The organism is Microlunatus capsulatus, from assembly GCF_017876495.1.
Taxonomy (GTDB): domain Bacteria; phylum Actinomycetota; class Actinomycetes; order Propionibacteriales; family Propionibacteriaceae; genus Microlunatus; species Microlunatus capsulatus.
Genome location: NZ_JAGIOB010000001.1, coordinates 1542762 through 1565853 on the forward strand (window position 1 = coordinate 1542762; position 23092 = coordinate 1565853).

Below are 23092 nucleotides of genomic sequence, written 5' to 3' on the forward strand. Positions count from 1 at the left end.
CTGTTCCTCTGCTCGGCTCTACTACTTGGAGACGACGGCGAGGATGTCGCGCGCGTTCAGGAGCAGGAGCTCCTTGCCGTCGTACTTCACCTCGGTGCCGCCGTACTTGCTGAAGATGACGACGTCACCCTCGGCGACGTCGAGGGGCACGCGGTTGCCGTTGTCGTCGACGCGGCCGGGCCCGGTCGCGATGACCTTGCCCTCCTGCGGCTTCTCCTTGGCGGTGTCCGGGATGACCAGGCCGGAGGCGGTGGTCTGCTCTGCTTCGAGCGGCTGAACGAGGATGCGGTCCTCGAGCGGCTTGATCGTGGTGGCCACGTCCAAACCCCTTTCACGAGTGTGTGGGATGTTCAGGAGGAGCGGTCAGGACGTCGTCGCGGTGCCGTCCCGTCCGTTGGCACACTCCGGGGGAGAGTGCCAGTGGCGAGATTAGCACTCGCCCTGGTGGAGTGCCAGCACCGGGGACGACGAACGGGCCGGCTCCCGCAGGAGCCGACCCGTCGGGTCGTCGGTGGCCGCGGGGTGCGGCCGGGGGGCTCAGCGCACGAACTGCACGCCGGTGAGGGTCTGGCTGTACGTGCCCCAGGTGGTGCCCGTCAGCGGGGCGTAGATCCGGGTCTTGACCGTGCCGTTGGCCGGGTCGACGTCGAACATCCGCACCGGGTTGGTGACCGGGTCGTGCATGGTGGTGAGGAACGAGTAGATCTTGTTGCCGTTCCGACCGGTGTCCACGCGGGCCCGCTGCGCGAGGCCGACGTGCCCGGAGAACACCATCTTGATGTTCGGGTACTGGCTGACCAGCTGGTCGAACAGCTGCTGGCCGCTGGTGTCGCCGTAGCCCTGGTTGCTGCCGTCGATCCCGCCGCCGCCGTTCTGGTAGCTGTGGGTCGAGATCAGCACGTTGTGGTCGGGGTGGGCCGCGACGACCTTCTTGGCCCACGCCACCACGCCCGGGCGGGGGCAGAACTCCAGGCTCAGCACCATCCACTTCAGCCCGCCCGCGGTGTGGGTGGTGAAGACGTTGTCGACCTTGCCCGACTCGTAGGCGCCCGCCACCGAGCCGAAGTCGCTCGCCTTGAAGTAGCTGTTGAGCGTCGTGGTGTCGCGCTGCAGGCGGTAGGTGTTCTTGGGGTCCCGCGCGCTGCCGCCCACGCCGGTGGCCATCGTGTCGTGGTTGCCGACCGAGACGGTGTAGGGGACGCCCGCGTCCTCCAGGACGTCCATCGACCTCTTGGCCGCGGCCATCTGGCGGTGGTCGGGGGTGTCCCAGTTGACCAGGTCGCCGGTCTGGGCGACGAAGGCCAGGTTCTTCTGCTTGACCAGCCACTGGTTGCGGTTGGTCAGCCGCGGGTCGCCGCTGACGAGCACCTCGTTCTGCGTGTCCGGGACGACGGCGAAGCTGAACGCGCCGTTGGACACCGGGCTCGTCACCGGCGGCTTGGCCGGGGTGGGCGGCGGCGGGGCCGGCGTGGTGGGCGGCGGAGCACTGGTGGTGCCGGCCGGCGCCGCGTAGAAGGCGACGTTCTCGTACTTCCAGCCGGCCGCGAGCAGCGCGGACCGGTCGGCCGCACCCGCGGCGAGACGGTGCCGGGTGCCCTTGCGGAAGCGCTCGACGGGCTGCAGGCAGTCCGCCTTCACCTTCGAGACGTAGAACGTCGTGCCCTGGTCGCGGTAGCCGAACAGCTTCGCGGCCGAGACCAGCTCGGTGGTCGAGCGGGTGAAGATGTAGTCCTGCGGCAGGGAGCGGTACATCCGCTTGACCGCGACCAGCCCCGGACCCGGCTCGGTGGACGCCTTGAAGGAGACGCCCTGGTTGTCGGTGAACCCGGCGGCGGCGGCCTTGGTGGCCTCACCCGCCCACGGGGTCGTCAGGCTCGCGCCGTTGGACGGCTTGACCACCGTGTAGACCGGGTCGTCGAACGCCGAGCAGCTCGGTGCGGTGGTGGTCGGTGCGGCCGCGGCGGTCGTCGCCGGTGCCAGTGCGAACGTGGTGGTGACCAGCAGTCCTGCGGTCCCGGCTGCAGCGACGGAACGGACCCTGGCTGATCTGGTTGGTGCTTGCTGCATGTGATCGGGCTCCTAGTTGAAGAGTGCCCCCCCGAACGACTCGCCCGAAGCATAACGAAGAAGTCACGAAACGATGCACGCGCGATAACGGTCAGCGCTCGCGCGGGCCCCGGTCGGTGGTGCTGGGGGGCCCGCCACGCCTGCGGGGCGCCCCGGGACGGCGTGAGGTGTGGCCAACCTCACGCCGCCCCGGGGGCTCAGCGCACCCAGGAGACGCCGCGCACCGTGCTCGCGTAGCCGGCTCCGGTGTAGGTCTTCCGCGTCCAGGGGGCGTAGACCTTCGTCCGCAGCGTCCCGGCCTGCGTGTCGACCTCCACCAGCCGGACGGGGTTGGTCGTGTCGCTGTGCATCGCCAGCAGGTAGGAGTCGACCCGGTTGCCGTTCACCCCGCGGTCGACGCGGTGCTTGGCCGTGCCCACGTGGCCCGAGAAGACCATCCGGACGTTGGCGTAGCGCCCGACGAGGTGGTCGAACAAGTACTGCCCGGTGGTGTCGCCGTAGCCGCCCCGGGTCTGGTTGATGCCGCCCTTGCCGGTCAGGTAGGAGTGGGTCAGCACGATCACGTTGTGCTTCGGGTGGGTGCGGACGACCTCCCCCGCCCAGGACACGACGGACGTCCGCGGCCACAGCTCGAGGTTGAGCACGAGCCAGCTCGCGCCGCCGGCGGTGAACACGTGGTACGTGTTGTCGACCTTGCCGGCCTCGTAGGCGCCCTCCTGGTCCAGCGGGCCGGTGCCCAGGTAGCGGTTGAAGGTCGTCGTCCGGCGGAAGAGCACCCGGGTCCGGGCGGCGTCGCAGGCGCTGCCGCCGGGGCAGGTGGCCGCGGTGTCGTGGTTGCCGATGCTCAGCGAGGTCGGCACGCCGGCGTCGACGAGCGGCGCCAGCCCGGCGGCCGCCCGGCGGTACTGGGCGTGGTCGGAGGTGTCCCAGTTGACGACGTCCCCGGTGTGGCTGACGAAGCGGAGGTCGAGCTCGTCGCGCTGGTCCACCAGCCAGCGGCTGCGCTGGGCCAGGCGACCGTCGCCGGCCTTCAGCACCTCCTGCTGGGTGTCGGGCATGACGGCGATGCTGAACCGGGGGTCGACCGGCGCCTTCCGCAGGTAGAAGCGCACCCCCTCCTCCCGCCAGCCGGTGGCGGCGAGCGCCGCACGGTCCGCCGCGCTGGTCACGTAGCGGTGGGTGCCGCCCTTGTGGTAGCTGGTGACCCCCACCAGGCAGCTGCGCGCGACGGGGCTGGCCCAGAACGCCACGCCCTGGTCGGTGTAGCCCAGCGCGCTCACGGCGCGCCGGATCTCCGCGGCCTTCGTGCTGTAGAAGTAGTTGCCGCCGCGGGCGGACCGGTACAGCCGGTGCACCGCCACCAGGCCCGCGGCCTTCCGCGCTCCCGCCCGCACCGAGGTGTCGCGGACGGAGGTGTAGCCGGCGGCCTCGGCCTTCGTCGCGGCGGCCGCGGACGTGGTGAGCAGGCTGGCCTGGGTGGTGGGGCTGACACGCTCGCGCACGGTCGCGCCGAGGGCGGAGCAGGTGGGCGCCGCGGCCGCGGCGGCGGGCAGCGCGCCCGGGGTCGAGGACGAGCTGGTGAGGGCGGGCAGGCCGACGACGGCCAGGGCGAGCGCGAGAGCCGCAGCGCCGGGCCTCACCGCGCTCCGCGGTCGCAGGGACGAGACGTGCATGGCGGTTCTCCGCTCGCAGCCGGGGAGGGTGGTGCGCGTACCGTAACCGCTGGTTCTCAGCCTGCCCTCATCTGCAAAGGCCCGCACACGTGGCTCGTGAGCGGGATCACAGGCGCTGCGTGACCGGTCTCACACCACGGCTGTCTCAGGCGGTCCTCAGGCGACGGACGACCAGGGCGACGGCGCCGTCGGGGGTGCGCGACAGGACCAGGGTGGCCGCGCCCGGGCCCCGGGGGGCGAGCCGCCGGCGGAGCACGGCCGGGTCGACGTCGACCCCGCGCTTCTTGATCTCCAGCGTGCCCACCGCGTGCTCGCGCACCCACCGGCGCAGCGCCTTCTCCCCCGCGCCCAGCACCTCGAGCACCTCGAAGGCCGTGGCGAACGGCGTCGGGGTGAGGTCGTCGCCGGTGAGGTAGGCGATCTCCGCGTCCAGCAGGTGGGCCCCCAGCCGGCGGCCCAGCGGGGCGACGCCGCGGGCCCGGATGACCGCGCCGTCGGGCTCGTAGAGGTAGCGGCCGACCGGTCCCACCGGCAGCGGCTCCGCGGGCCGGCCGGGCGCGGGCCGCGGCACCTCCAGCCGGGCCACCTCCTCCGACGACCCGGCCAGCAGGGTGGCGACGTCGACGCCCGCCCGGGCCCCGGGGCCGGCCCACAGACCGACCTCGACGGTGCCGCCGTCGTGGGTCACCCACTCGGCCTCGGCGCCGGGGGGCACCAGGGTGTGCGGCAGGGCGGGTCCGAGCTTGACCCCGGCCACCCGGTCCCCGGCCAGCAGTGCCGTGACGAGGTCCCAGGACGGGCTGAAGTCGGCGGCCCGCCAGAGCCGGCCGCTGCCGGTGCGGCGGGCCGGGTCGCAGAAGGCGGCGGTGCCCGGGGTGAGCAGCTCGGCGGCGACCTCCTCCGCGTCGGCGCAGAGCACCCGGCCCCGCTCCCCCAGGTTGGCCGCGGCCACCGCCGCCGTGCCCGGGTCGCGCTCGACGGCCACCACCTCCAGGCCGGCGTCGGCGAAGGCCAGCGCGTCGGTGCCGATGCCGCAGCCGAGGTCCACCACCCGGGTGGCGCCGGCGGCCACCAGCCGCGCGGCGTGGTGGGCGGCGACGGCCGGCCGGGTCGCCTGCTCCAGCCCGTCGCGGGTGTAGAAGAGCGTGGTGGCCCGCTCGCCGAACTTCGTCCGGGCCCGGCGGCGCAGCGACGCCTGGTGCAGGGCGGCCGCGGCGACCTCGGGACCGTGCGCGGCCCGCAGCCGGGTGGCGGCGGCCAGCCCGTCGGGGTCCGGCTCGGCCGCGGCGTCCGCGAGCGCCTCGGGGGTCAGCCCGAAGGGCAGGGCGGGTGCGCTCACCCCGGCATCATCCCCCGGGGCGGACGGCGCGGCCCTACAGCAGGATGGTCTCGACCGGCAGCGAGGAGTCGGCGCCGATGTCCAGGGACGACGGCCGGCCGCCGGCGCTGACCACCGCGGAGCCCAGCACCGCGATCATGGCGCCGTTGTCGGTGCACAGGGCCGGCCGCGGGGTGCGCAGCTCGATGCCGTGCGCCGCCGTCCGATCCTCCAGCAGGGCGCGCAGCCGGCGGTTGGCCGCCACCCCACCGCCGATGAGCAGCGCCGGGGTGTCGGTGGCCAGGCACGCGTCGACGGCCTTGGCGCTCAGCACGTCGCAGACCGCTTCCTGGAAGCTCGCCGCGACGTCGGCCAGCGGCACGTCCTCGCCGTCGCGCTGCCGGGTCTCGACCCAGCGCGCCACCGCGGTCTTCACCCCCGAGAAGGAGAAGTTGAAGCGGTGCCGCTCCTGGTCCTTGCCGGCGGTCAGCCCGCGCGGGAAGGTGATGGCCCGCGGGTCGCCGGTGGCCGCGCGGTCGATGACCGGTCCGCCGGGGTAGGGCAGGCCGAGGACGCGGGCGACCTTGTCGTAGGCCTCCCCCGCCGCGTCGTCGATGGTGGAGCCGAGCTCGGTGATCGAGCGGGCCATGTCCTCCACCCGCAGCAGCGAGGTGTGCCCGCCGGAGACCAGCAGCGCGATGCACGGCTGCGGCAGCGGGCCGTGATCCAGCAGGTCGACGGCCACGTGGCCCGCGAGGTGGTTGACGCCGTAGAGCGGCTTGTCCAGGGCCAGGGCCAGCGCCTTCGCGCTGGCCAGACCCACGACGAGGGCACCCATCAGCCCGGGACCGGCGGTGACGGCGATGCCGTCCAGCTCGGACAGGTCGACGTCGGCGGCGGCGCAGGCCCGCTCCAGCGTCGGCACCATCGCCTCCAGGTGCGCGCGGCTGGCCACCTCGGGGACGACGCCGCCGAAACGGACGTGCTCCTCCACGCTGGAGGCGACCTCGTTGGCCAGCAGCTCGTGCCCGCGGACGATGCCGACGCCGGTCTCGTCGCAGGAGGACTCCAGGCCCAGGATCAGCGGACCGGTCACGGGTGCTCCTCGGTCTCGGCCTGGTCGGCGGGTCGGGTCTGGTCGACGGGTCGGGGCGGGTCGACGGGTCGGGGCCGGGCGGCGTCCTGCGCGCGCTCGGCCTCCTCCTCACGGCGTTGGGCGGCGTGGCGCCGCGGCCAGTCCTCGAGGTCGTAGAGCTTGAGGATCAGCGCGTCCTGGCCGGGGCCGTAGTAGTCGCGGCGGGCGGTCAGCTGCTCGAAGCCGAGGCGCTGGTACAGCCCGATCGCGGCCTCGTTGTCGTAGTCGACCTCCAGCAGCACCGCGCGGGCGCCGAGGTGCCGGACGGCCTCCAGACCCGCGGTGACCAGGGCGGTGCCCAGCCCGGCCCGCCGCTGGCCCGGGGCGACGACGAGGCGGTGCAGGTCGGCGTGCTCGCCGGTGGTGCGGAAGGCGACGACGCCCAGCACCTGCTCGGCGCGGGCGAGCAGCACGGTGCGGCCCTCGCCCAGCAGCTCGCCGGCCCAGCTGCGCTCGCTCCACTGCTCGGCCTCGGGGAAGCCGGCGCGCTCCAGCGCCAGCACCGCCGGCAGGTCGTCGCGCCGGGCGGGGGTGATGCTCACCGTGCCGGTGCGGACGCTCACCGCGGCCCCCGCGGCAGCAGGACCGACTTGCGCCGGGTGGGCTCGGCCGCGTCCGGGCGGCGCAGGTAGAGGGGCTCGCGGCCGGCGTCGGGGAGGTCGGGGCCGTGCGCGGCCAGCACGCCGGCGTCGAGGGTCCGGGGGCCGAGGACGCCGTCGAGGAGGTCGGGGTAGAGGTCGGCGGCCGGACCGACGACCGGCAGCCGGGGCACCTCGCCGGGCGCGCTGACCCGGGGCCCTTCGACGCGGGTGCCGTCGGCGTCGTAGCGGGCCCAGTAGACCTCGCGCCGGCGCGCATCGGTGGCGACGACGAAGGCCCGGCCGACGTCGTCGGCGTCGCGGTGCTCGAGGACGTGCTGGCGGGCCAGCACGTCGAGGCTGCAGACGCCCCGCCAGGGCCGGCGGAGCGCGCTGGCCAGCACCTGCGCGGTGACGATGCCCACGCGCAGCCCGGTGAACGGTCCCGGGCCCAGCCCGACGACGAGCTGGTCGACGTCGGCCGGCCGCAGCCCGGCGTCGGCCAGGCAGCGCTGGACCAGCGGGGTGAGCTGCTCGACGTGGGCGCGCCGGTCGGCCACGCCGGCCGTGCCCAGCACCTCCCCGCCCCGGGCGAGGCCGACGGCGACGGTGGTGGAGGTGTCGAGCGCCAGCACCAGCGGCTCAGCCACGGTGGCCCCGCAGCGCGTGCAGGTCGACGCCGGCCCAGCGGGGGCCGACGCCGTGCAGGGCGACCAGCCGCAGGTCGTCGTCGGCGTCGGGCGCGGGCCGGACGACGACGTCGACCTCCAGCCGGTCCTCGGCCAGGCCCTCGGCCAGCCCGGCGCCCCACTCGACGACGGTGACGGCGTCGGCCAGCGTGGCGTCGAGGTCGAGGTCGTCGAGCTCCTCGGCGCTGTGCAGCCGGTAGGCGTCGACGTGCACCAGCGCGGGCCCGTCGCCGCGCGCGGGGTGGATCCGGGAGAGCACGAAGGTGGGCGAGATCACCGGCCCGGCGGTGTCGAGGCCGCGGCCGATGCCCTGGGTGAGGGTCGTCTTGCCCGCGCCGAGGTCGCCGGTGGCGATGAGCAGGTCGCCGGGCCGCAGCAGCGCCGCCAGCCGCTCCCCCAGGTCCTGCATGGCCGGGCCGGTGGGCACGACGACGACGGCGGGCAGGTCCTTGGCCAGGATGACGCCGTGCGGCGCCGGCCGGTCGACGACGTAGCCGCGGTGCTCCCAGAAGGTGATCAGCTGGCCGAACTCCGCGCGGGCGAAGAGCTCGACGCGCCGGTGGCCGGCCCGGGCGGCCAGCTCCTCGGCGGCGTGCACGAGGGCGGAGGCGATGCCGTGCCGCTGGAAGTCGGGGTGCACCGAGACCCGGGCGAAGGTGACCAGCCCCGGTCCCGTGGGGACCACGAGCAGGGCGCCGGCCGGGCGGCCCGCCACCTCGGCGTAGACCCCCGTCCCCGAGGCCAGCGTGGCGGCGACCGACGCGGGCGTCTCGGTGATGGCGGTGGAGGGCGGGTCGAGCGGCGGCCGGGCCCCGAAGGCGGCGTGGATGACCTCGACCATCCCGGCGGCGTCGTCCTGCTCCGCCACCGAGACCACGAGTTCAGATACCGAGGTGCTCACCGGCGGACATGCTAGTGCCCCGGTCCCGACGTGGTTCTCCACGTCCGGACCGGGGCACGGTGCAGCAGGCGCCCGGGTGGGCGCGCCGGTCAGCGCTCGAAGCTGCGGCGCTGGGGGCGACGGCCCTCGTAGCCACCGGAGCGGGAGCGCGGGCCGCGCGAGCCGCGGTCGCCCGAGGGGCGGCGGTTGCTGCGCGGCGGCGCGATCAGCCGCTCGTAGTCGGCGGCGCTGACGGCCACCCCGGTCGGCCGGACGGCGCCCGTGACGTCGGCCACGGCCGCGTCCCCGGGAGCACCGGTCAGCGACTGGGGCTTGACGCCGGCCTGGGAGGTGAGCCGGGTCATCTCGCGACGCTGGTGCGGCAGCGCGAGGGTGACGACGACACCGGTGCCGCCGGCGCGGGCGGTGCGGCCGGCGCGGTGCAGGTACTCCTTGGGCCCGGCGGGCGGGTCCACCTGGAGCACGAGGCCGACCTCGTCGACGTGGATGCCGCGGGCGGCGACGTCGGTGGCCACCAGGACGGGCAGGTCGCCCTCCTTGAAGACCGAGAGGATCCGGGTACGGGCGCCCTGGGTCAGGCCGCCGTGCAGCGCCCCGGCCATGACGCCGGCGTCGCGCAGCTGCTCGGCGACGCGGTCCGCGCCGCGCTGGGTGCGGACGAAGACGACGGTGCGGCCCGGGCGGCCGGCGATCTCGGCGGTCAGGGTGGCCTTGTCGTGCGGGGCCACGTAGACCAGGTGGTGCGCCATGGTGGTGACGCTGGCCTGGCCGGAGTCGACCTCGTGGGTGACCGGGTTGCTCAGGTAGCGCTTGACCAGCCGGTCGATCGCCCCGTCGAGGGTCGCGGAGAAGAGCATCCGCTGGCCGCCGGCCGGGATCGTGTCGAGGATCTGGGTGACGGCCGGCATGAAGCCGAGGTCGGCCATGTGGTCGGCCTCGTCCAGGACGATGGTCTCGACGCGCGTCAGGTCGACGGCGTTCTGGTCCATCAGGTCGATGAGCCGGCCCGGGGTGGCGACGACGACGTCGACGCCGCGCTGGAAGGCGCGCAGCTGCGGGGTGTAGGACATGCCGCCGGCGATGAGGACCGTCGAGAGGCCGAGGGTGCGGGCCAGCGGGGTCAGCACGTCGGTGACCTGCATGGCCAGCTCGCGGGTCGGCACGAGGACCAGGCCGCGGGGGTGCTTGCTGGTGCCGCCGGCGAGCCGGGCGAGCATCGGCAGGCCGAAGGCCAGCGTCTTGCCGGAGCCGGTCTGGCCGCGGCCCAGGACGTCCCGGCCGGTCAGCGCGTCGGGGATGGTCGCGGCCTGGATCGGGAAGGGCGCGGTGATGCCGCCGGCGGTCAGCGCGCTGACCAGCGAGGGCGGGAGACCGAGGCTGGCGAAGTCGCCGTCCGTGGTCGTCGGGGTGGTGGCGGTGGGCTCGGTGATGGTCACGTGCTGGTGCTCCTGCGGGGTGTCGCTGCGGTCGAGCGGACGGGTGTCGGGCTGGGGGGTGGTGACGGGCACCTCGTCGGCGACGGCGGCCGGGGCCTCGTCGGTGACGGCCGTGGCCTCGTCGGTCACGAGGGCCTCGTCGGTGACGGCGGCCGGGGCCTCGTCGGTGACGGCCGTGGCCTCGTCGGTCACGAGGGCCTCGTCGGTGACGGCGGCCGGGGCCTCGTCGGTGACGGTCGGCGCCTCGTCGGTCAGGACGGGGGCCTCGTCGGTGACGGGGGCCTCGTCGGCGGGGGCCGGCGTCGGCTCGACGAGGACGGGTGCCTCGTCGGAGCTGGCGGCGGCAGCGGCTGCGGCGGCCGCGCGCTCCTCGCGGTGCGCCGCCGTCCGGGGACGGTCGGGGCGCTCGGTGCGCTCCGCCCGCTGCTGGGCGGAGCGCTCGTCGCGCTCCTCGAAGGCCTGACGGCGGTCGTCCCGGTTGTCCGCCGGACGCTCGCTGCGCTCGCCGTACGAGGAGCGACGGTCGTCGCGGTTGTACGCCGGACGGTCGCTGCGGTCCCCGGAGGAAGGGCGACGGTCGTCGCGGTTGTAGGCCGGACGCTCGGTCCGGTCACCGTACGAGGGGCGACGGTCGTCCCGGTTGGAGGCCGGGCGCTCGCTGCGCTCGCCGTACGAGGGCCGGCGGTCGTCACGGTTGTAGGCCGGACGCTCGGTCCGGTCGCCGTACGAGGGGCGACGGTCGTCGCGGTTCGCAGCCGGGCGACGGTCGTCACGGTTGTACGCCGGACGGTCGCCGCGGTCCCCGGAAGGGCGGCGGTCGTCCCGGTTGTAGGCCGGGCGCTCGGTCCGGTCGCCGTACGAGGGGCGACGGTCGTCGCGGTTGTACGCCGGGCGCTCGCTGCGCTCGCCGTACGAGGGGCGACGGTCGTCACGGTTGTAGGCCGGACGCTCGGTCCGGTCGCCGTACGAGGGGCGACGGTCGTCGCGGTTCGCGGCCGGGCGACGGTCGTCCCGGTTGTACGCCGGGCGCTCGCTGCGCTCGCCGTACGAGGGGCGACGGTCATCACGGTTGTACGCCGGACGCTCGGTCCGGTCGCCGTACGAGGGGCGGCGGTCGTCACGGTTGTACGCCGGACGCTCGGTCCGCTCGCCGTACGAGGGGCGACGGTCGTCACGGTTCGCGGCCGGGCGACGGTCGTCGCGGTTGTACGCCGGGCGCTCGGTCCGCTCGCCGTACGAGGGGCGACGGTCGTCCCGGCCCCCGGCGGGGCGACGGTCATCCCGGTTGTAGGCCGGACGCTCGCCGCGGTCCCCGGAGGAGGGGCGACGGTCATCCCGGTTGTACGCCGGACGCTCGGTCCGCTCGCCGTAGGAGGGGCGGCGGTCGTCGCGGTTGTAGGCGGGGCGCTCGGTGCGCTCGCCGGAGGACGAACGGCGGTCGTCCCGGCTGTAGGCCGGACGCTCGCTGCGCTCACCCGAGGGGCGGCGGTCGTCGCGGCCCTCGCGACGGGGGGTGGGGCCGGACTGGCCGCCGCGGCGACGGGGGTCGTGACCCCGGTCCTTCCGCTCGGCAGCGCTCCAGCGCTTCTTCTCCGTGCCGTCCGCCTTGCGGCTCTTGGGCGCGGGCGTGCTCTTGGCAGGCATGCATCTCACTTCTGTCCGGCGGTGCGGACCTTGGCTCAGGCACGTCAACGCCCGAACCATCGCAAGATGTGGTGGGAAGACGAGCCTCGGTGCGCCGCTCCGTCGTGGAGCGCGCGATGGGCATGGCCGGCAAACGGCCAGAAGAACAAGACTACCATCCGGACGGCGGCTCCCCGACCACCCGAGCTCTGCGATGATCCCCGGCCCTCGCGGACCCGGGATCAGCCGAAGCGCCGGCGGACCCGCTCGACCAGCTGGTCGATCACCTGGTCGAACACCGCGTGGTGCTCGAGAATTCCCATGTGCCCGCAGTCGGCCACCCGGCGGGTGTCGGCGTCGGGCAGCAGCTCGACGATCGCGTCCGTGCGGGTGACCGGGGTGATCAGGTCGTCCTCGCCGCCCACGACGGCGGTCTCGACCGTGCTCAGCACCGAGAAGGCCGCGTACTCGTCGAGCTCGGCGAAGCCCGGGTAGAAGTCGGCGACCACCTCGAGCGAGGTCTGGGCGAGCATGTCGGACATGAACTCGACGTAGCTGACGGGGACGTCGGAGCCGAAGGCCATCGCCCGGGTGACGACGTGGCTGAGGTCCGAGCCCGCCCGGCGGCCCCGCTCGACCAGCTCGGGCGCCTTGTTGAGCGCGGCCAGCAGCGGCGGCGCCGCCCGGGAGAAGACCCGGCCCGGGAGCCCGCGGACCGGGGAGTAGTCGGCCATCTCCCCCGCCGCGGTGGAGAAGAGCGCGACCCCGCGGACCCGGTCGCCGAACAGCTCCGGCCGCTCCTGCGCGAGGTGCATGATCGTCATGCCGCCCATCGAGTGCCCCACCAGCACCACCGGCCCCGGGCCGGCCACCTCCTCGAGCACCTGGAACAGGTCCTCCGCCAGCTGGGGGACGCGGCAGCGGGCGACGTCGGAGCGCCCCGAGCGGCCGTGCGATCGCTGGTCGTAGAGGACCGTGCGGACGCGTCCGCGCAGGTGCAGGCGCTGGAAGTGCCAGCAGTCCAGGCTCAGCGCGTAGCCGTGCACGAGGACGACGGTGAGGTCGTCGGGCGCGCCTCCGGCCACCTCGTCCACCTCGGTGTGCAGCACGACGCCGTCGGGGGTGAGCACGTCGGGACCGGGCGCGCGCAGGGAGAAGAAGGGCGGCTCCTCCTCGCCGCGCTGCTCCTCGACCTCGTGGCGCTCGTAGATCCGCCGCGTGACCAGGCGGCGCTCCAGCTGCAGGCCGGCCGCGACGCCGCCCGCGGCCAGCGCCGCGAGCCCGGCCAGCAGACCGGCGCCCGTGGCCAGCCGGCCCGGGGTGACCAGCGGAGCGGTCCGCCGCGGCGGGGCCGCCAGCCGGGCCAGCAGCGCGGCGGGCCCGCTGGCCGGCAGCACCGGCCGCAGTCCTCGCCGGCCGGGCGGACGCCGCGGCGGGAGGACGGCCATCAAGCGGCCCCGCCCCGGTACCGCCGGGGGACCCGCTCCCCCACCCGGGTGACGATCTCGTAGCCGATGGTCCCGCACCAGTCCGCCCACGCGGCCGCGGTCGGCTCCCCGTCGGTCCCCGGCCCGAAGAGGACGACCTCGTCGCCGGTCGCGGCGGGGCCCGGCAGCTCGACGACCAGCTGGTCCATGCAGACGCGGCCGCGGACCGGCGCCCGGCCGGCGCTGGACTGCACCTGCGCCACGCCGCTCGCGTGCCGCGGCACCCCGTCGGCGTAGCCGAGGGGCACCAGGCCGACGGTCACCGGGCGGTCGGCCACCCACGTCCAGCCGTAGGACACCCCGGCTCCCGCGGCGAGGTCCTTGACCTGCACCAGCTGGGCCCGGAGCGTCATCGCCGGCCGCAGCACCAGCCCGGCCCGCGCCGCGATCCCGGGCGCCGGGTCGACGCCGTAGCTGGCGATGCCCACCCGCACGAGGTCGTAGCGGGCCTCCGGCACCACCAGCGCGGCTGCCGAGTTGGCCAGGTGGCGCAGCCGGGGCTCCAGGCCGGCCACCCGGGCGCGGGCGTAGGCGTCGTCGAAGGCCGCGACCTGCAGCGGGACCGACGGGTGGCCCGGCTCGTCCGCGGCGGCCAGGTGCGACCAGATGGCCACGACCTCCAGCGCTCCCGCCGCCTCGGCCTCCGCCGCCGCCGCGCACAGCCCGTCCCAGGCCGCGGCGGGCGCGCCGTTGCGGGAGAGCCCGGTGTCGATCTTGAGGTGCACCCGCGCGGGCTGCTCGACGGTGGCGGCCGCGCCCACCAGCCGGCTGACCTGCTCGGCGGTCGACACCGAGACGTCGACGCCGGCGGCGACCAGCGGCGTCAGGTCCTCGTCCACGCCGTACAGCCAGGCGAGCACGGGCCCGGTGTCCCCGCCCTCGCGCAGCGCGAGCGCCTCCGCCGGCGTGGCGACCCCCAGCCAGCCGGCGCCGGCGGCCCGGGCCGCACGCGCGCAGGGCAGCATCCCGTGCCCGTAGCCGTCGGCCTTGACGACGACCATCACCGCGGCCGGAGCCACGAGGTCGACGAGGGCGGCCACGTTGGCGGCCACCGCGTCGAGGTCGACGTCGGCGCTCGCCGTCATCGGGTCGATCCGCGCGGTCACGGACGGACCCCCAGCGCGCGGGCGCGGGCCTCGAGCCGGCCCACCGTCTCGGGCAGCCGCTCCGCCAGCGCGTGCGGCGGCAGCGGACCGGGGTGGGTGCGGGCGGCGACGGCCTGCACCGACGCCCCGAGCAGCCCCGCCCGCCACGCCGGCAGCCCGGCGGCCAGCAGCGTCGCGCAGATGCCGCCGAGGACGTCGCCGGAGCCGGCCCGGGCCGTCCAGGCAGGACCGGGCACCGCCACCCCGACCCAGCCGTGCTCCGGGCTGGCGACCAGCTGGCTGGCGCCCTTGAGCAGGACGGTCGCCCCGGTCCGCGCCGCGGCCGCGCGGACGGCCCGCAAGGGGTCCTCCTCGACCCAGCCCCGTTCGCGGTCCAGCAGCCGGGCCAGCTCGCCCGCGTGCGGGGTGAGCAGCCAGCTCGCGGGCAGGTGGTCCGGGAGGAACCGGAGGCCGTCGGCGTCGACCACGGCGGGCAGGCCGGTGTCCAGGGCCGCCGCGACGACGTCCGCGCCGTCGGGGCGGTCGCCCCAGCCGGAGCCCAGCAGGTGCGCCTGCACCCGGCCCGGGGAGAAGACGACGTCGGGCAGCCGGCGCCGGACCAGCTCGGCGGGCCGGTCGGCGCCGAGGAAGCGGACCATCCCGGCGCCCGCGTGCACCGCGCCGGTGGTGGAGAGTACGCCGGCGCCCGGGTACTGGTCGGAGCCGGCGTCCAGGCCGACGACCCCGCGGGCGTACTTGTCGCTGGCGGCGCCCGGGTAGGGCCAGCCGAGGGCCAGGTCGTCGTCCTCGAGGGCGTGCAGCCACCCCGGCGCGGTGGTGTCCGCGGCCTCCAGGCCGATGTCGACGCGTTCGACCACCCCGCAGCGGCCGCGGGCGGGCTCCAGCAGGTGGCAGGCCTTGTGCACGCCGAAGGTCACCGTGCGGTCGGCGCAGAACGCCGCCCCGGCGACGGCCCCGGTGTCGGCGTCGACCCCGGAGGGCAGGTCGACGGCCACCAGGGGCCAGCCATCCTCCGCCACCGCCTCCGCCAGCCGGGCGACCGGCTCCGGGAGCCCCGGCCGGCCGCCGATGCCCAGGACGCCGTCGACGACGAGGGTGACGGGGCCGCTCAGCCGGCCGTCTTCGGGCAGGTCGACGACCCGGCCGCCGGCGGCGAGCAGCGCCGCGAGCCCGGCCGCGTGCGGGCGGCCCAGGCAGCGGACGGCGCGGACCGCCACCCCGCGGGCGGCCAGCCGGGCGCCGGCGAACAGGGCGTCGCCGCCGTTGTTCCCCGGGCCCACGAGCAGCGTCACCGCCGTGCCGTACAGGTGCCCGGCCCGGTGCCGGAGCTCGGCCGCCAGCACCGCGGCCAGGCCGGCGGCGGCCCGCTGCATCAAGGCGTCGTCGCCGGTGCTGATCATGGTCCGGCGCTCCAGCTCGCGCACGGCGTCCGCGGTCGCGGCGGTGATCATCGCGCCCTCCTGGTGGCGATCATGGTGCTGCTGGTGGCCAGCGGCGTCCTGGTGCTGACCACGCCGGTGATCATGGTCAGGCCTCGCAGACGACGACGGCGGAGGCGATCCCGGCGTCGTGGGAGAGGGAGACGTGGATGCTGGCCACGCCCAGCGCGGCCGCCCGCGCCGCGACGGTGCCGGTGACGACGAAGGACGGCCGCCCGCTGGCGTCGGTGACCACCTCGGCGTCCAGCCAGGACATCCCCGACGGCGCCCCGAGGGCCTTGGCCAGCGCCTCCTTGGCGGCGAAGCGCGCGGCTTGCGAGGCCACCGGGCGCTCGGCCTCGGCGGGGGTGAACAGCCGCCGGACCAGGCCGGGCCGGCGCTGCACGGCGGCGGCGAAGCGGCCCACGTCGCACACGTCGATGCCCAGGCCCACGATCACGGCGCGGTCCCGGCCGGGTCCCGGGGGCGGCCCCGGCGGACGGGGCTCACTCGACGGTGACCGACTTGGCGAGGTTGCGCGGCTGGTCGACGTCGTGGCCCTTGCGGGTGGCCAGCTCGCAGGCGAAGACCTGGAGCGGCACCGTCGCGACCAGCGGCTGCAGCAGCGTCGAGACCTTGGGGAGCCGGATCAGCACGTCGGCGTAGGGCACGACGTCGGTGTCGTCGTGCTCGGCCAGCACGATCGTCCGGGCCCCGCGGGCGCGCACCTCCTGCAGGTTGGACAGCACCTTGGCGTGCAGCTGGTCCCGGCCCTTGGGCGGCACGACCGCGAACACGGGCAGCGCGTCCTCCAGCAGGGCGATGGGCCCGTGCTTGAGCTCGCCGGCGGCGAAGCCCTCGGCGTGGATGTAGGCCAGCTCCTTGAGCTTGAGCGCGCCCTCCAGGGCCACCGGGTAGCCGACGTGCCGGCCCAGGAACAGCACCGACGGCGCGTCGGCGAACTCCCCGGCCAGGTCCAGCACCGGCCCGATGGCCTCCAGCACCTCGGTGATGGCGGCCGGCATGGCCTGCAGCTCGGCCATCGTGGCCGCGATCTCGTCGCCGAACTTCGTGCCGCGGACCTGGGCCAGGTAGAGCCCCAGCAGGTAGCAGGCGACCAGCTGGGTGAGGAAGCCCTTGGTGGAGGCGACGCCGATCTCGGGGCCGGCGTGGGTGTAGATGACGGCGTCGGCCTCCCGGGGGATGGTCGAGCCGTTGGTGTTGCAGACGGCGAGCACCCGGGCCTTCTGCTCCTGCGCGTGCCGGATGGCCATCAGGGTGTCGGCGGTCTCGCCGGACTGGCTGATGGCGACGACCAGCGTCGTCGGTCCGACGATCGGGTCGCGGTAGCGGAACTCGCTGGCCAGCTCCACCTCGCAGGGGATCCGCGTCCAGTGCTCGATGGCGTACTTGGCCACCATCCCGGCGTAGAAGGCGGTGCCGCAGGCGATGACGACGATCTTGTCGATGCTGCGCAGCTCGTTCTCGGTGATCCGCATCTCGTCCAGCACCAGCCGCGAGCTCTCGTCGTAGCGGCCCAGCAGGGTGTCGGCCACCGCGCGCGGCTGCTCGTAGATCTCCTTGCGCATGAACCAGTCGTAGCCGCCCTTCTCGGCGGCGGAGAGGTCCCAGTCGACGTGGAAGGGCCGGACGACGGCCGGACGGCCGTCGAAGCCGGTGACCTCGACGGTGCCGGCGGTGATCCGCACGACCTGGTCCTGGCCCAGCTCGACGGCCTCGCGGGTGTGCTCGATGAAGGCGGCGACGTCGGAGGCGACGAAGTTCTCGCCCTCCCCCACCCCGACCACCAGCGGGGAGTTGCGGCGGGCGGCGACGACGGCGGTCTCGTCGTGGCTGTCGACGGCGACGAGGGTGAAGGTGCCCTCCAGCCGGACGCAGACCGCGCGCATCGCGTCGTCCAGCCGGGCCCCGGCCGTGACGGCGCGGCCCAGCAGGTGCCCGACGACCTCGGTGTCGGTCTCGGACGCCATGGTGACGCCCTCGGCCTCCAGCTCGGCGCGCAGCGTCACGTAGTTCTCGATGATGCCGTTGTGGACCACGGCCACCCGGCCGTCCGCGCTCACGTGCGGGTGGGCGTTGACGTCGTTGGGCGCCCCGTGGGTGGCCCAGCGGGTGTGCCCGATGCCGACCCCGTCGGCCGGCACCGGGTGCTCGGCCAGCTCCTTCTCGAGGTTGGCGAGCTTGCCCGCCTTCTTCGCCACCCGCAGCGTCCCCTCGGCCACCACGGCCACGCCGGCGGAGTCGTAGCCGCGGTACTCCAGGCGCCGCAGGCCGTGCACGACGACCTCCACGGCGGGCTGCGGGCCCACGTAGCCGACGATTCCGCACATGGGGGGAACCCTACCGGCCGGGGCCCCGGCCGACGCGGCCGTGACACGGGCGGGGCGCCCGGCCGCGGAGCCGTTAGATTCGTCCTGTGCCGGTGGACGCCCAGGTGTGGGGACCCTACGTGGAGCGCAGCCGGGACGACTGGGCCGCGCTCGCCGAGTCCACCGCGGCCGGCCTCGACGCCGACGCCCTCGAGCGGGTCCGCGGCCTCGGCGACCCGACCAGCCTGCTCGACGTGCGCGAGGTCTACGTGCCGCTGAGCCGGCTGCTCACCCGCTACGTCCTGCACACCGGCGAGCTGCACCGCTCGTCCAACGAGTTCCTGCGGCTCTCGGTGGACCGGACGCCCTTCGTCATCGGGATCGCCGGCTCGGTCGCGGTCGGGAAGTCGACGACGGCGCGGCTGCTGCGCGAGCTGCTCGCCGCCTGGCCCGAGCACCCCCGCGTCAGCCTCGTCACCACCGACGGCTTCCTGCTGCCCAACGCCGAGCTGGAGCGCCGCGGGCTGATGCACCGCAAGGGCTTCCCGGAGTCCTACGACCGCCGCGCCCTGCTGCGCTTCGTCATGGACGTGAAGTCGGGCAAGGAGGAGGTGGCGGCCCCGGTCTACAGCCACCTCGTCTACGACATCGTCCCCGACGAGCAGGTGGTGGTGCGCCGCCCCGACATCGTCATCATCGAGGGCCTCAACGTCCTGCAGCCGGCCCGCGTGCGCGGGGACGGCACCACCGGCCTCGCCGTCAGCGACTTCTTCGACTTCTCCGTCTACGTCGACGCCGACCCCGACGACATCCGCGCCTGGTACGTGCAGCGCTTCCTGTCGCTGCGCGAGACCGCCTTCCGCGACCCGCGCTCCTACTTCACCCGCTACGGCGAGCTGACCGTGGAGCAGGCGGTGCGGCAGGCCGAGGGCGTGTGGGACACGATCAACGGCCCGAACCTCGTGCAGAACATCCGCCCCACCCGCGGCCGGGCGACGGCGATCCTGCGCAAGGACCCCGACCACCACGTCCGCTGGGTCCGCATCCGCAAGGTCTGAGACCGCCTCCGGGAGAGCGCCGGGGGTGTGACGTATCAGGGCGCGGTCCCACCGCTCCTGGGGGGCAGACGGTCGGACCGGGGCGCGAGGGGACGTCCTGCGCGCGTTCTGGGGGGCGCCCCGGTCCCTCCGTCGACGACCCGCGGGGAGGGTCGGCACGTCGGAGGTGCGTCCGTGACGGGGAGAGCGGGCGCACCCCTCGACGGGCTCGGGGAGCAGGGTACGGGCTCGGGGAGCGGGGTACGGGGGTCCGGGCTCAGAGGGCGAGCGAGGACTTCACGACGTCGGCCAGCCGGTGGGCCACGTCGTTGGCCTGGTCGTAGGTCGTGGCCTCGACCATCACCCGGACCAGCGATTCGGTGCCCGAGGGGCGGAGCAGCACCCGGCCGGAGTCGCCCAGCTCGGCCGAGGCCTCCGCCACGGCCGCGGTCAGCACCGGGTCGGTGTCCGTGCGGTTCTTGTCCACCCCGGGGACGTTCACCAGGACCTGCGGCAGCCGCGTCATCACCGAGGCCAGCTCGGCCAGCGACTGGCCCGAGGTGGCCATCCGGCTCATCAGGTGCAGGCCGGTGAGCACGCCGTCGCCGGTGGTCGCGTGCTCCATCATCACGACGTGCCCGGACTGCTCGCCGCCCAGGAAGAAGCCCCCGCTGCGCATCGACTCCAGCACGTAGCGGTCCCCGACGCGGGTCTGGTCGACGGTGATGCCGTGCGCCCGCATGGCCTGGACGAAGCCGAGGTTGCTCATCACGGTGGCCACGACGGTGTCGTGCTTCAGCCGGCCGTCCTCGCGCAGGGCCAGGGCCAGGACGGCGAGGATCTGGTCGCCGTCGACCATCCGGCCGGCGGCGTCGACGGCCAGGCAGCGGTCGGCGTCGCCGTCCAGGGCGATGCCGAGGTCGGCGCCGGTGGCCACGACGGTCTCCCGCAGGGAGTCCATGTGCGTGGAGCCGCAGTTCTCGTTGATGTTGAGGCCGTCCGGCGTCGCGTGGATGCGGACCACCTCGGCGCCCTGGGCCTCGAACGCGGCCGGTCCGGCCACGGAGGCGGCGCCGTTGGCGCAGTCGACGACGACCTTGATGCCCTCGAGGCTGACGGGGCCGCCGACGCTGCCCACCAGGTGGGCGACGTAGGTCTCGAGCAGGGAGAGGTCCTCGGTGACGCGGCCGACGCCGCCGCCGGTGGGCCGGGGCCAGTCGTCGCCGAGGCGCTGCTCGATGGCGTCCTCGAGCCTGTCGTCCAGCTTCGCGCCGCCGCGGGCGAAGAACTTGATGCCGTTGTCCGGCATCGGGTTGTGGCTGGCGGAGAGCATCACGCCGAAGTCGACGCCGAGGGCGCCGGTCAGGTAGGCCACACCCGGGGTCGGCACGACGCCGACGCGGAGCACGTCCACGCCGGCGCTGGCCAGGCCGGCGACGACCGCGGCCTCCAGGAACTCCCCGGAGGCTCGCGGGTCACGCCCGACGACGGCGCGCGGCCGCGGCCCGGTGGTCTCGTCAGCCTCGACGAGCACGTGGGCCGCCGCCACCGAGAGCTGCAGGGCCAGCTCCGCGGTCAACGCGTCGTTGGCCCGGCCCCGGACACCGTCGGTACCGAACAGGCGACCCATGCAGGGACCGCCGGGTCAGCGCTTGCTGTACTGCGGAGCCTTGCGGGCCTTCTTCAGACCGGCCTTCTTGCGCTCCTTGATGCGGGAGTCGCGGGTCAGCATCCCGGCCTTCTTCAGCGACGGGCGGCTGGCCTCCTCGTCGACGGAGTTGAGGCACCGGGCGATGCCGAGGCGCAGGGCGCCGGCCTGACCGGTGACGCCGCCGCCGTGGATGCGGGCGATGACGTCGTAGGAGCCGGGGACCGCCGCGGTCGAGAAGGGCTCGGCGACGATCTGCTGGTGCACCTTGTTGGGGAAGTAGTCCTCGAGGGTGCGGCCGTTGATGACCCACTGGCCGTTGCCCGGCACGATGCGGACGCGGGCGATGGCCTCCTTGCGGCGGCCGGTGGCGCCGGCGGGGGCGACCACGGCCGGGCGGCCGGAGGGCCCGAAGGACGTCTGCGCGGCGGCCTCCGAACGGTAGGCGATCTCGCGGTCCTCCTCGACGAAGGGCGCGACCTCGTCGGGGGTGGTCTCGGTGACGGTGTCAGACACTGGTGATTCCCTTGGCTCTTCGGTCGCTACTACTGGGCGATCTGGGTGATCTGGTACGGCTGCGGCTGCTGCGCCGTGTGCGGGTGCTCCGGGCCGGAGTAGACCTTCAGCTTCTTGATGAGCTGACGGCTCAGCCGGTTCTTGGGCAGCATGCCCCAGACGGCGAGCTCCACGACCTGGCGCGGGTCCTTGGCGAGCAGGTCGCCGGCCGCGACCGAGGTCAGACCGCCGGGACGCCCGGAGTGCCGGTGGTAGAACTTGTCGGTCCGCTTGGCACCGCCCAGGGCGATCTTCGACGCGTTGACCACGACGACGAAGTCCCCGCCGTCGACGTGCGGGGCGAACGTCGCCTTGTGCTTGCCGCGCAGCAGCGTCGCGGCCGTGACCGCGAGACGGCCGAGGACGATGTCCTCGGCGTCGATGACATGCCAAGACCTGGTGATCTCGCCCGGCTTGGGACTGTACGTAGACACGGTCGTGACCAGCTTCCGTTGTGTTCGAGAGGTGGATCGTCGTTCGAGAGGTGCTTGCCCTGCTGCCCTGGCGCACGGTCGGACAACACGCACGCGGGCAACAGCGAGCCAGACTACCGCCGCCCCGGGGAGGGGTCAAAACAGGCGGTGCCGCCCGCTGGCGCAGAGGGCCCGGCAGGTGTCGTGGATCATAGTCCCCCGGCTCGCTGGGGCCCTGGAGGCACGGCTAGGTTGTCGCCATGACTGATTCGCTCACCATTCGCGACAACCGGACCGGGCGGGAGTTCGAGGTAGCGATCACGGATGGAACCATCCGGGCCGCCGATCTCAAGCAGATCGCCGTCGACGGAGAGCCGGGGCTCGCGACCTACGACCCGGGGTTCGTCAACACCGCGTCCTGCCGCAGCGCCGTCACCTACATCGACGGCGACGCCGGCATCCTCGAGTACCGGGGCTACCCGATCGAGCAGCTGGCCGAGCAGTCGACCTTCCTCGAGGTCGCCTACCTCCTCCTCAACGGCGAGCTGCCCACCACCGAGCAGCTCGAGCAGTGGACGCACGACATCACCTACCACACCTTCCTGCACGAGAACGTGAAGCAGCTGATCGAGGGCTTCCGCTACGACGCGCACCCGATGGGCATGCTGATGGCCTCGGTGAGCGCGCTGTCGACCTTCTACCCCGACGCCCGCAACATCCACGACGCCGACAACCGGAAGCTGCAGATCGCCCGGCTGATCGCCAAGATGCCGACGCTCGGCGCCTTCGCCTACCGCCACCAGCTCGGCAAGCCCTACGTCTACCCGGACAACCGGCTCTCCTACACCGAGAACTTCCTCGCCATGCTGTTCAAGATGAGCGAGCCGAGCTACGAGGCCGACCCGCGCCTGGTCAAGGCCCTCGACGTGCTGCTGATCCTGCACGCCGACCACGAGCAGAACTGCTCGACCAACGCGGTGCGCTCGGTCGGCTCTTCCGAGGTCGACCCCTACTCCGCCGTCGGCGCCGGCATCGGGGCCCTCTTCGGCCCGCTGCACGGCGGGGCGAACGAGGCGGTGCTCGCGATGCTGCGGCGGATCGGCACCACCGACAACATCCCCGCGTTCATCGAGGGGGTGAAGGAGGGCAAGGAGAAGCTGATGGGCTTCGGCCACCGGGTCTACAAGAACTACGACCCGCGCGCCAAGATCATCAAGAAGGCCGCCGACGACGTCTTCGCCGTCACCGGGGTCAACCCCCTGCTCGAGATCGCGCTGGAGCTGGAGAAGATCGCGCTGGAGGACGAGTACTTCGTCAAGCGCAAGCTCTACCCCAACGTCGACTTCTACTCCGGGCTGATCTACGAGGCCCTGCAGTTCCCGCCCGAGATGTTCACCGTCCTCTTCGCCATCGGCCGCACGCCCGGCTGGCTGGCCCAGTGGTCGGAGCTCGTGCAGGACAAGGAGCAGAAGATCGCCCGGCCGAAGCAGATCTACACCGGCCACCGCACGCGGGACTTCATCCCGATCTCCGAGCGCTGACCCGCGCGGGGGCGCTCAGACCTTCACGGCCAGAGCCCCGGAGGGACGACGGAAGACCCCGTCGTCCCTCCGGGGCTCTGCCCGTGGGGGCGGCGCCCCCTCGACGCCCGTGACCGCCGCTCGTCACCGAGCTGCAT

Annotated in this window: 19 protein-coding genes; 2 read left to right on the plus strand and 17 right to left on the minus strand. The window is 74.5% G+C overall.

Annotated elements, in window-relative coordinates; genetic code table 11:
- Window positions 1-21 precede the first annotated feature (21 nt).
- The 14 genes from groES to glmS form a co-directional block, all read right to left on the minus strand.
- On the minus strand, window positions 22-318 hold the full coding sequence (groES, locus tag JOF54_RS07070) for a co-chaperone GroES (protein WP_091414381.1): 297 nt from the start codon (window positions 316-318) through the stop codon (window positions 22-24).
- A 219-nt stretch (window positions 319-537) separates the two neighbouring features.
- A complete protein-coding gene (locus JOF54_RS07075) occupies window positions 538-1899 on the minus strand; it encodes a metallophosphoesterase (protein WP_210054252.1) in 1362 nt (453 codons plus the stop codon).
- Window positions 1900-2264: 365 nt separating this feature from the next.
- Window positions 2265-3740, minus strand: coding sequence for a metallophosphoesterase (locus tag JOF54_RS07080; protein WP_210054254.1), 1476 nt, complete (start codon window positions 3738-3740; stop codon window positions 2265-2267).
- Between the two features lie 145 nt (window positions 3741-3885).
- Window positions 3886-5079: a class I SAM-dependent methyltransferase gene (locus JOF54_RS07085; protein ID WP_210054256.1), complete on the minus strand. Its 1194-nt coding sequence runs from the start codon at window positions 5077-5079 to the stop codon at window positions 3886-3888.
- Window positions 5080-5113: 34 nt separating this feature from the next.
- Window positions 5114-6154, minus strand: a complete 1041-nt coding sequence (gene tsaD / locus JOF54_RS07090; RefSeq protein ID WP_210054257.1) for a tRNA (adenosine(37)-N6)-threonylcarbamoyltransferase complex transferase subunit TsaD — start codon at window positions 6152-6154, stop codon at window positions 5114-5116.
- Window positions 6151-6756, minus strand: coding sequence for a GNAT family N-acetyltransferase (locus tag JOF54_RS07095; RefSeq protein ID WP_210054259.1), 606 nt, complete (start codon window positions 6754-6756; stop codon window positions 6151-6153). Before JOF54_RS07095 ends, tsaD begins: the two co-directional genes overlap by 4 nt.
- A complete protein-coding gene (tsaB, locus tag JOF54_RS07100; RefSeq protein WP_210054261.1) occupies window positions 6753-7421 on the minus strand; it encodes a tRNA (adenosine(37)-N6)-threonylcarbamoyltransferase complex dimerization subunit type 1 TsaB in 669 nt (222 codons plus the stop codon). Before tsaB ends, JOF54_RS07095 begins: the two co-directional genes overlap by 4 nt.
- The gene (tsaE, locus tag JOF54_RS21825; RefSeq protein WP_307803920.1) at window positions 7414-8361 is read right to left on the minus strand and encodes a tRNA (adenosine(37)-N6)-threonylcarbamoyltransferase complex ATPase subunit type 1 TsaE; all 948 of its coding nucleotides are present in this window, start codon (window positions 8359-8361) and stop codon (window positions 7414-7416) included. Before tsaE ends, tsaB begins: the two co-directional genes overlap by 8 nt.
- 89 nt (window positions 8362-8450) lie before the next feature.
- Window positions 8451-11441, minus strand: a complete 2991-nt coding sequence (locus JOF54_RS20815; RefSeq protein ID WP_245358005.1) for a DEAD/DEAH box helicase — start codon at window positions 11439-11441, stop codon at window positions 8451-8453.
- A gap of 221 nt (window positions 11442-11662) precedes the next feature.
- The gene (locus JOF54_RS07115; protein WP_210054263.1) at window positions 11663-12817 is read right to left on the minus strand and encodes an alpha/beta fold hydrolase; all 1155 of its coding nucleotides are present in this window, start codon (window positions 12815-12817) and stop codon (window positions 11663-11665) included.
- A 50-nt stretch (window positions 12818-12867) separates the two neighbouring features.
- Window positions 12868-14013 carry an alanine racemase gene (gene alr / locus JOF54_RS07120; RefSeq protein WP_307803923.1) on the minus strand — a complete coding sequence of 382 codons (1146 nt, stop codon included), beginning with the start codon at window positions 14011-14013 and terminating at the stop codon, window positions 12868-12870.
- Window positions 14010-15464, minus strand: a complete 1455-nt coding sequence (locus tag JOF54_RS07125) for an NAD(P)H-hydrate epimerase (protein WP_210054266.1) — start codon at window positions 15462-15464, stop codon at window positions 14010-14012. Before JOF54_RS07125 ends, alr begins: the two co-directional genes overlap by 4 nt.
- A 76-nt stretch (window positions 15465-15540) precedes the next feature.
- Window positions 15541-15891 carry a holo-ACP synthase gene (locus JOF54_RS07130; protein WP_210054267.1) on the minus strand — a complete coding sequence of 117 codons (351 nt, stop codon included), beginning with the start codon at window positions 15889-15891 and terminating at the stop codon, window positions 15541-15543.
- A gap of 46 nt (window positions 15892-15937) precedes the next feature.
- Window positions 15938-17782 (minus strand): glutamine--fructose-6-phosphate transaminase (isomerizing), encoded by a 1845-nt coding sequence (gene glmS, locus JOF54_RS07135; RefSeq protein ID WP_210054269.1) that lies wholly within the window; start codon window positions 17780-17782, stop codon window positions 15938-15940.
- 77 nt (window positions 17783-17859) lie between these two features.
- On the opposite strand from glmS, the gene coaA reads away from it, so the two are divergent.
- A complete protein-coding gene (coaA, locus tag JOF54_RS07140; RefSeq protein WP_210059412.1) occupies window positions 17860-18819 on the plus strand; it encodes a type I pantothenate kinase in 960 nt (319 codons plus the stop codon).
- Window positions 18820-19075: 256 nt separating this feature from the next.
- On the opposite strand, the gene glmM is transcribed toward coaA, so the two are convergent.
- The 3 genes from glmM to rplM are packed head-to-tail and all read right to left on the minus strand — an operon-like array spanning window position 19076 to window position 21435.
- Window positions 19076-20428, minus strand: a complete 1353-nt coding sequence (glmM, locus tag JOF54_RS07145) for a phosphoglucosamine mutase (RefSeq protein WP_210054271.1) — start codon at window positions 20426-20428, stop codon at window positions 19076-19078.
- Between the two features lie 15 nt (window positions 20429-20443).
- A complete protein-coding gene (rpsI, locus tag JOF54_RS07150) occupies window positions 20444-20962 on the minus strand; it encodes a 30S ribosomal protein S9 (RefSeq protein WP_210054272.1) in 519 nt (172 codons plus the stop codon).
- Between the two features lie 29 nt (window positions 20963-20991).
- Window positions 20992-21435: a 50S ribosomal protein L13 gene (rplM, locus tag JOF54_RS07155; protein WP_210054274.1), complete on the minus strand. Its 444-nt coding sequence runs from the start codon at window positions 21433-21435 to the stop codon at window positions 20992-20994.
- Between the two features lie 239 nt (window positions 21436-21674).
- Here rplM and JOF54_RS07160 point away from each other — a divergent pair, with 239 nt between their 5' ends.
- Window positions 21675-22955 carry a citrate synthase gene (locus JOF54_RS07160; protein WP_210054276.1) on the plus strand — a complete coding sequence of 427 codons (1281 nt, stop codon included), beginning with the start codon at window positions 21675-21677 and terminating at the stop codon, window positions 22953-22955.
- Window positions 22956-23092 lie beyond the last annotated feature (137 nt).

What these genes read in the sequence shown, in the direction of transcription:
- JOF54_RS07080 (WP_210054254.1), bottom strand. Translation starts at nt 3,740, where the DNA reads ATGCACGTCTCGTCCCTGCGACCGCGGAGCGCGGTGAGGCCCGGCGCT.
- glmM (WP_210054271.1), bottom strand. Translation starts at nt 20,428, where the DNA reads ATGGGTCGCCTGTTCGGTACCGACGGTGTCCGGGGCCGGGCCAACGAC.
- glmS (WP_210054269.1), bottom strand. Translation starts at nt 17,782, where the DNA reads ATGTGCGGAATCGTCGGCTACGTGGGCCCGCAGCCCGCCGTGGAGGTC.
- JOF54_RS07125 (WP_210054266.1), bottom strand. Translation starts at nt 15,464, where the DNA reads ATGATCACCGCCGCGACCGCGGACGCCGTGCGCGAGCTGGAGCGCCGG.
- JOF54_RS20815 (WP_245358005.1), bottom strand. Translation starts at nt 11,441, where the DNA reads ATGCCTGCCAAGAGCACGCCCGCGCCCAAGAGCCGCAAGGCGGACGGC.
- JOF54_RS07160 (WP_210054276.1), top strand. Translation starts at nt 21,675, where the DNA reads ATGACTGATTCGCTCACCATTCGCGACAACCGGACCGGGCGGGAGTTC.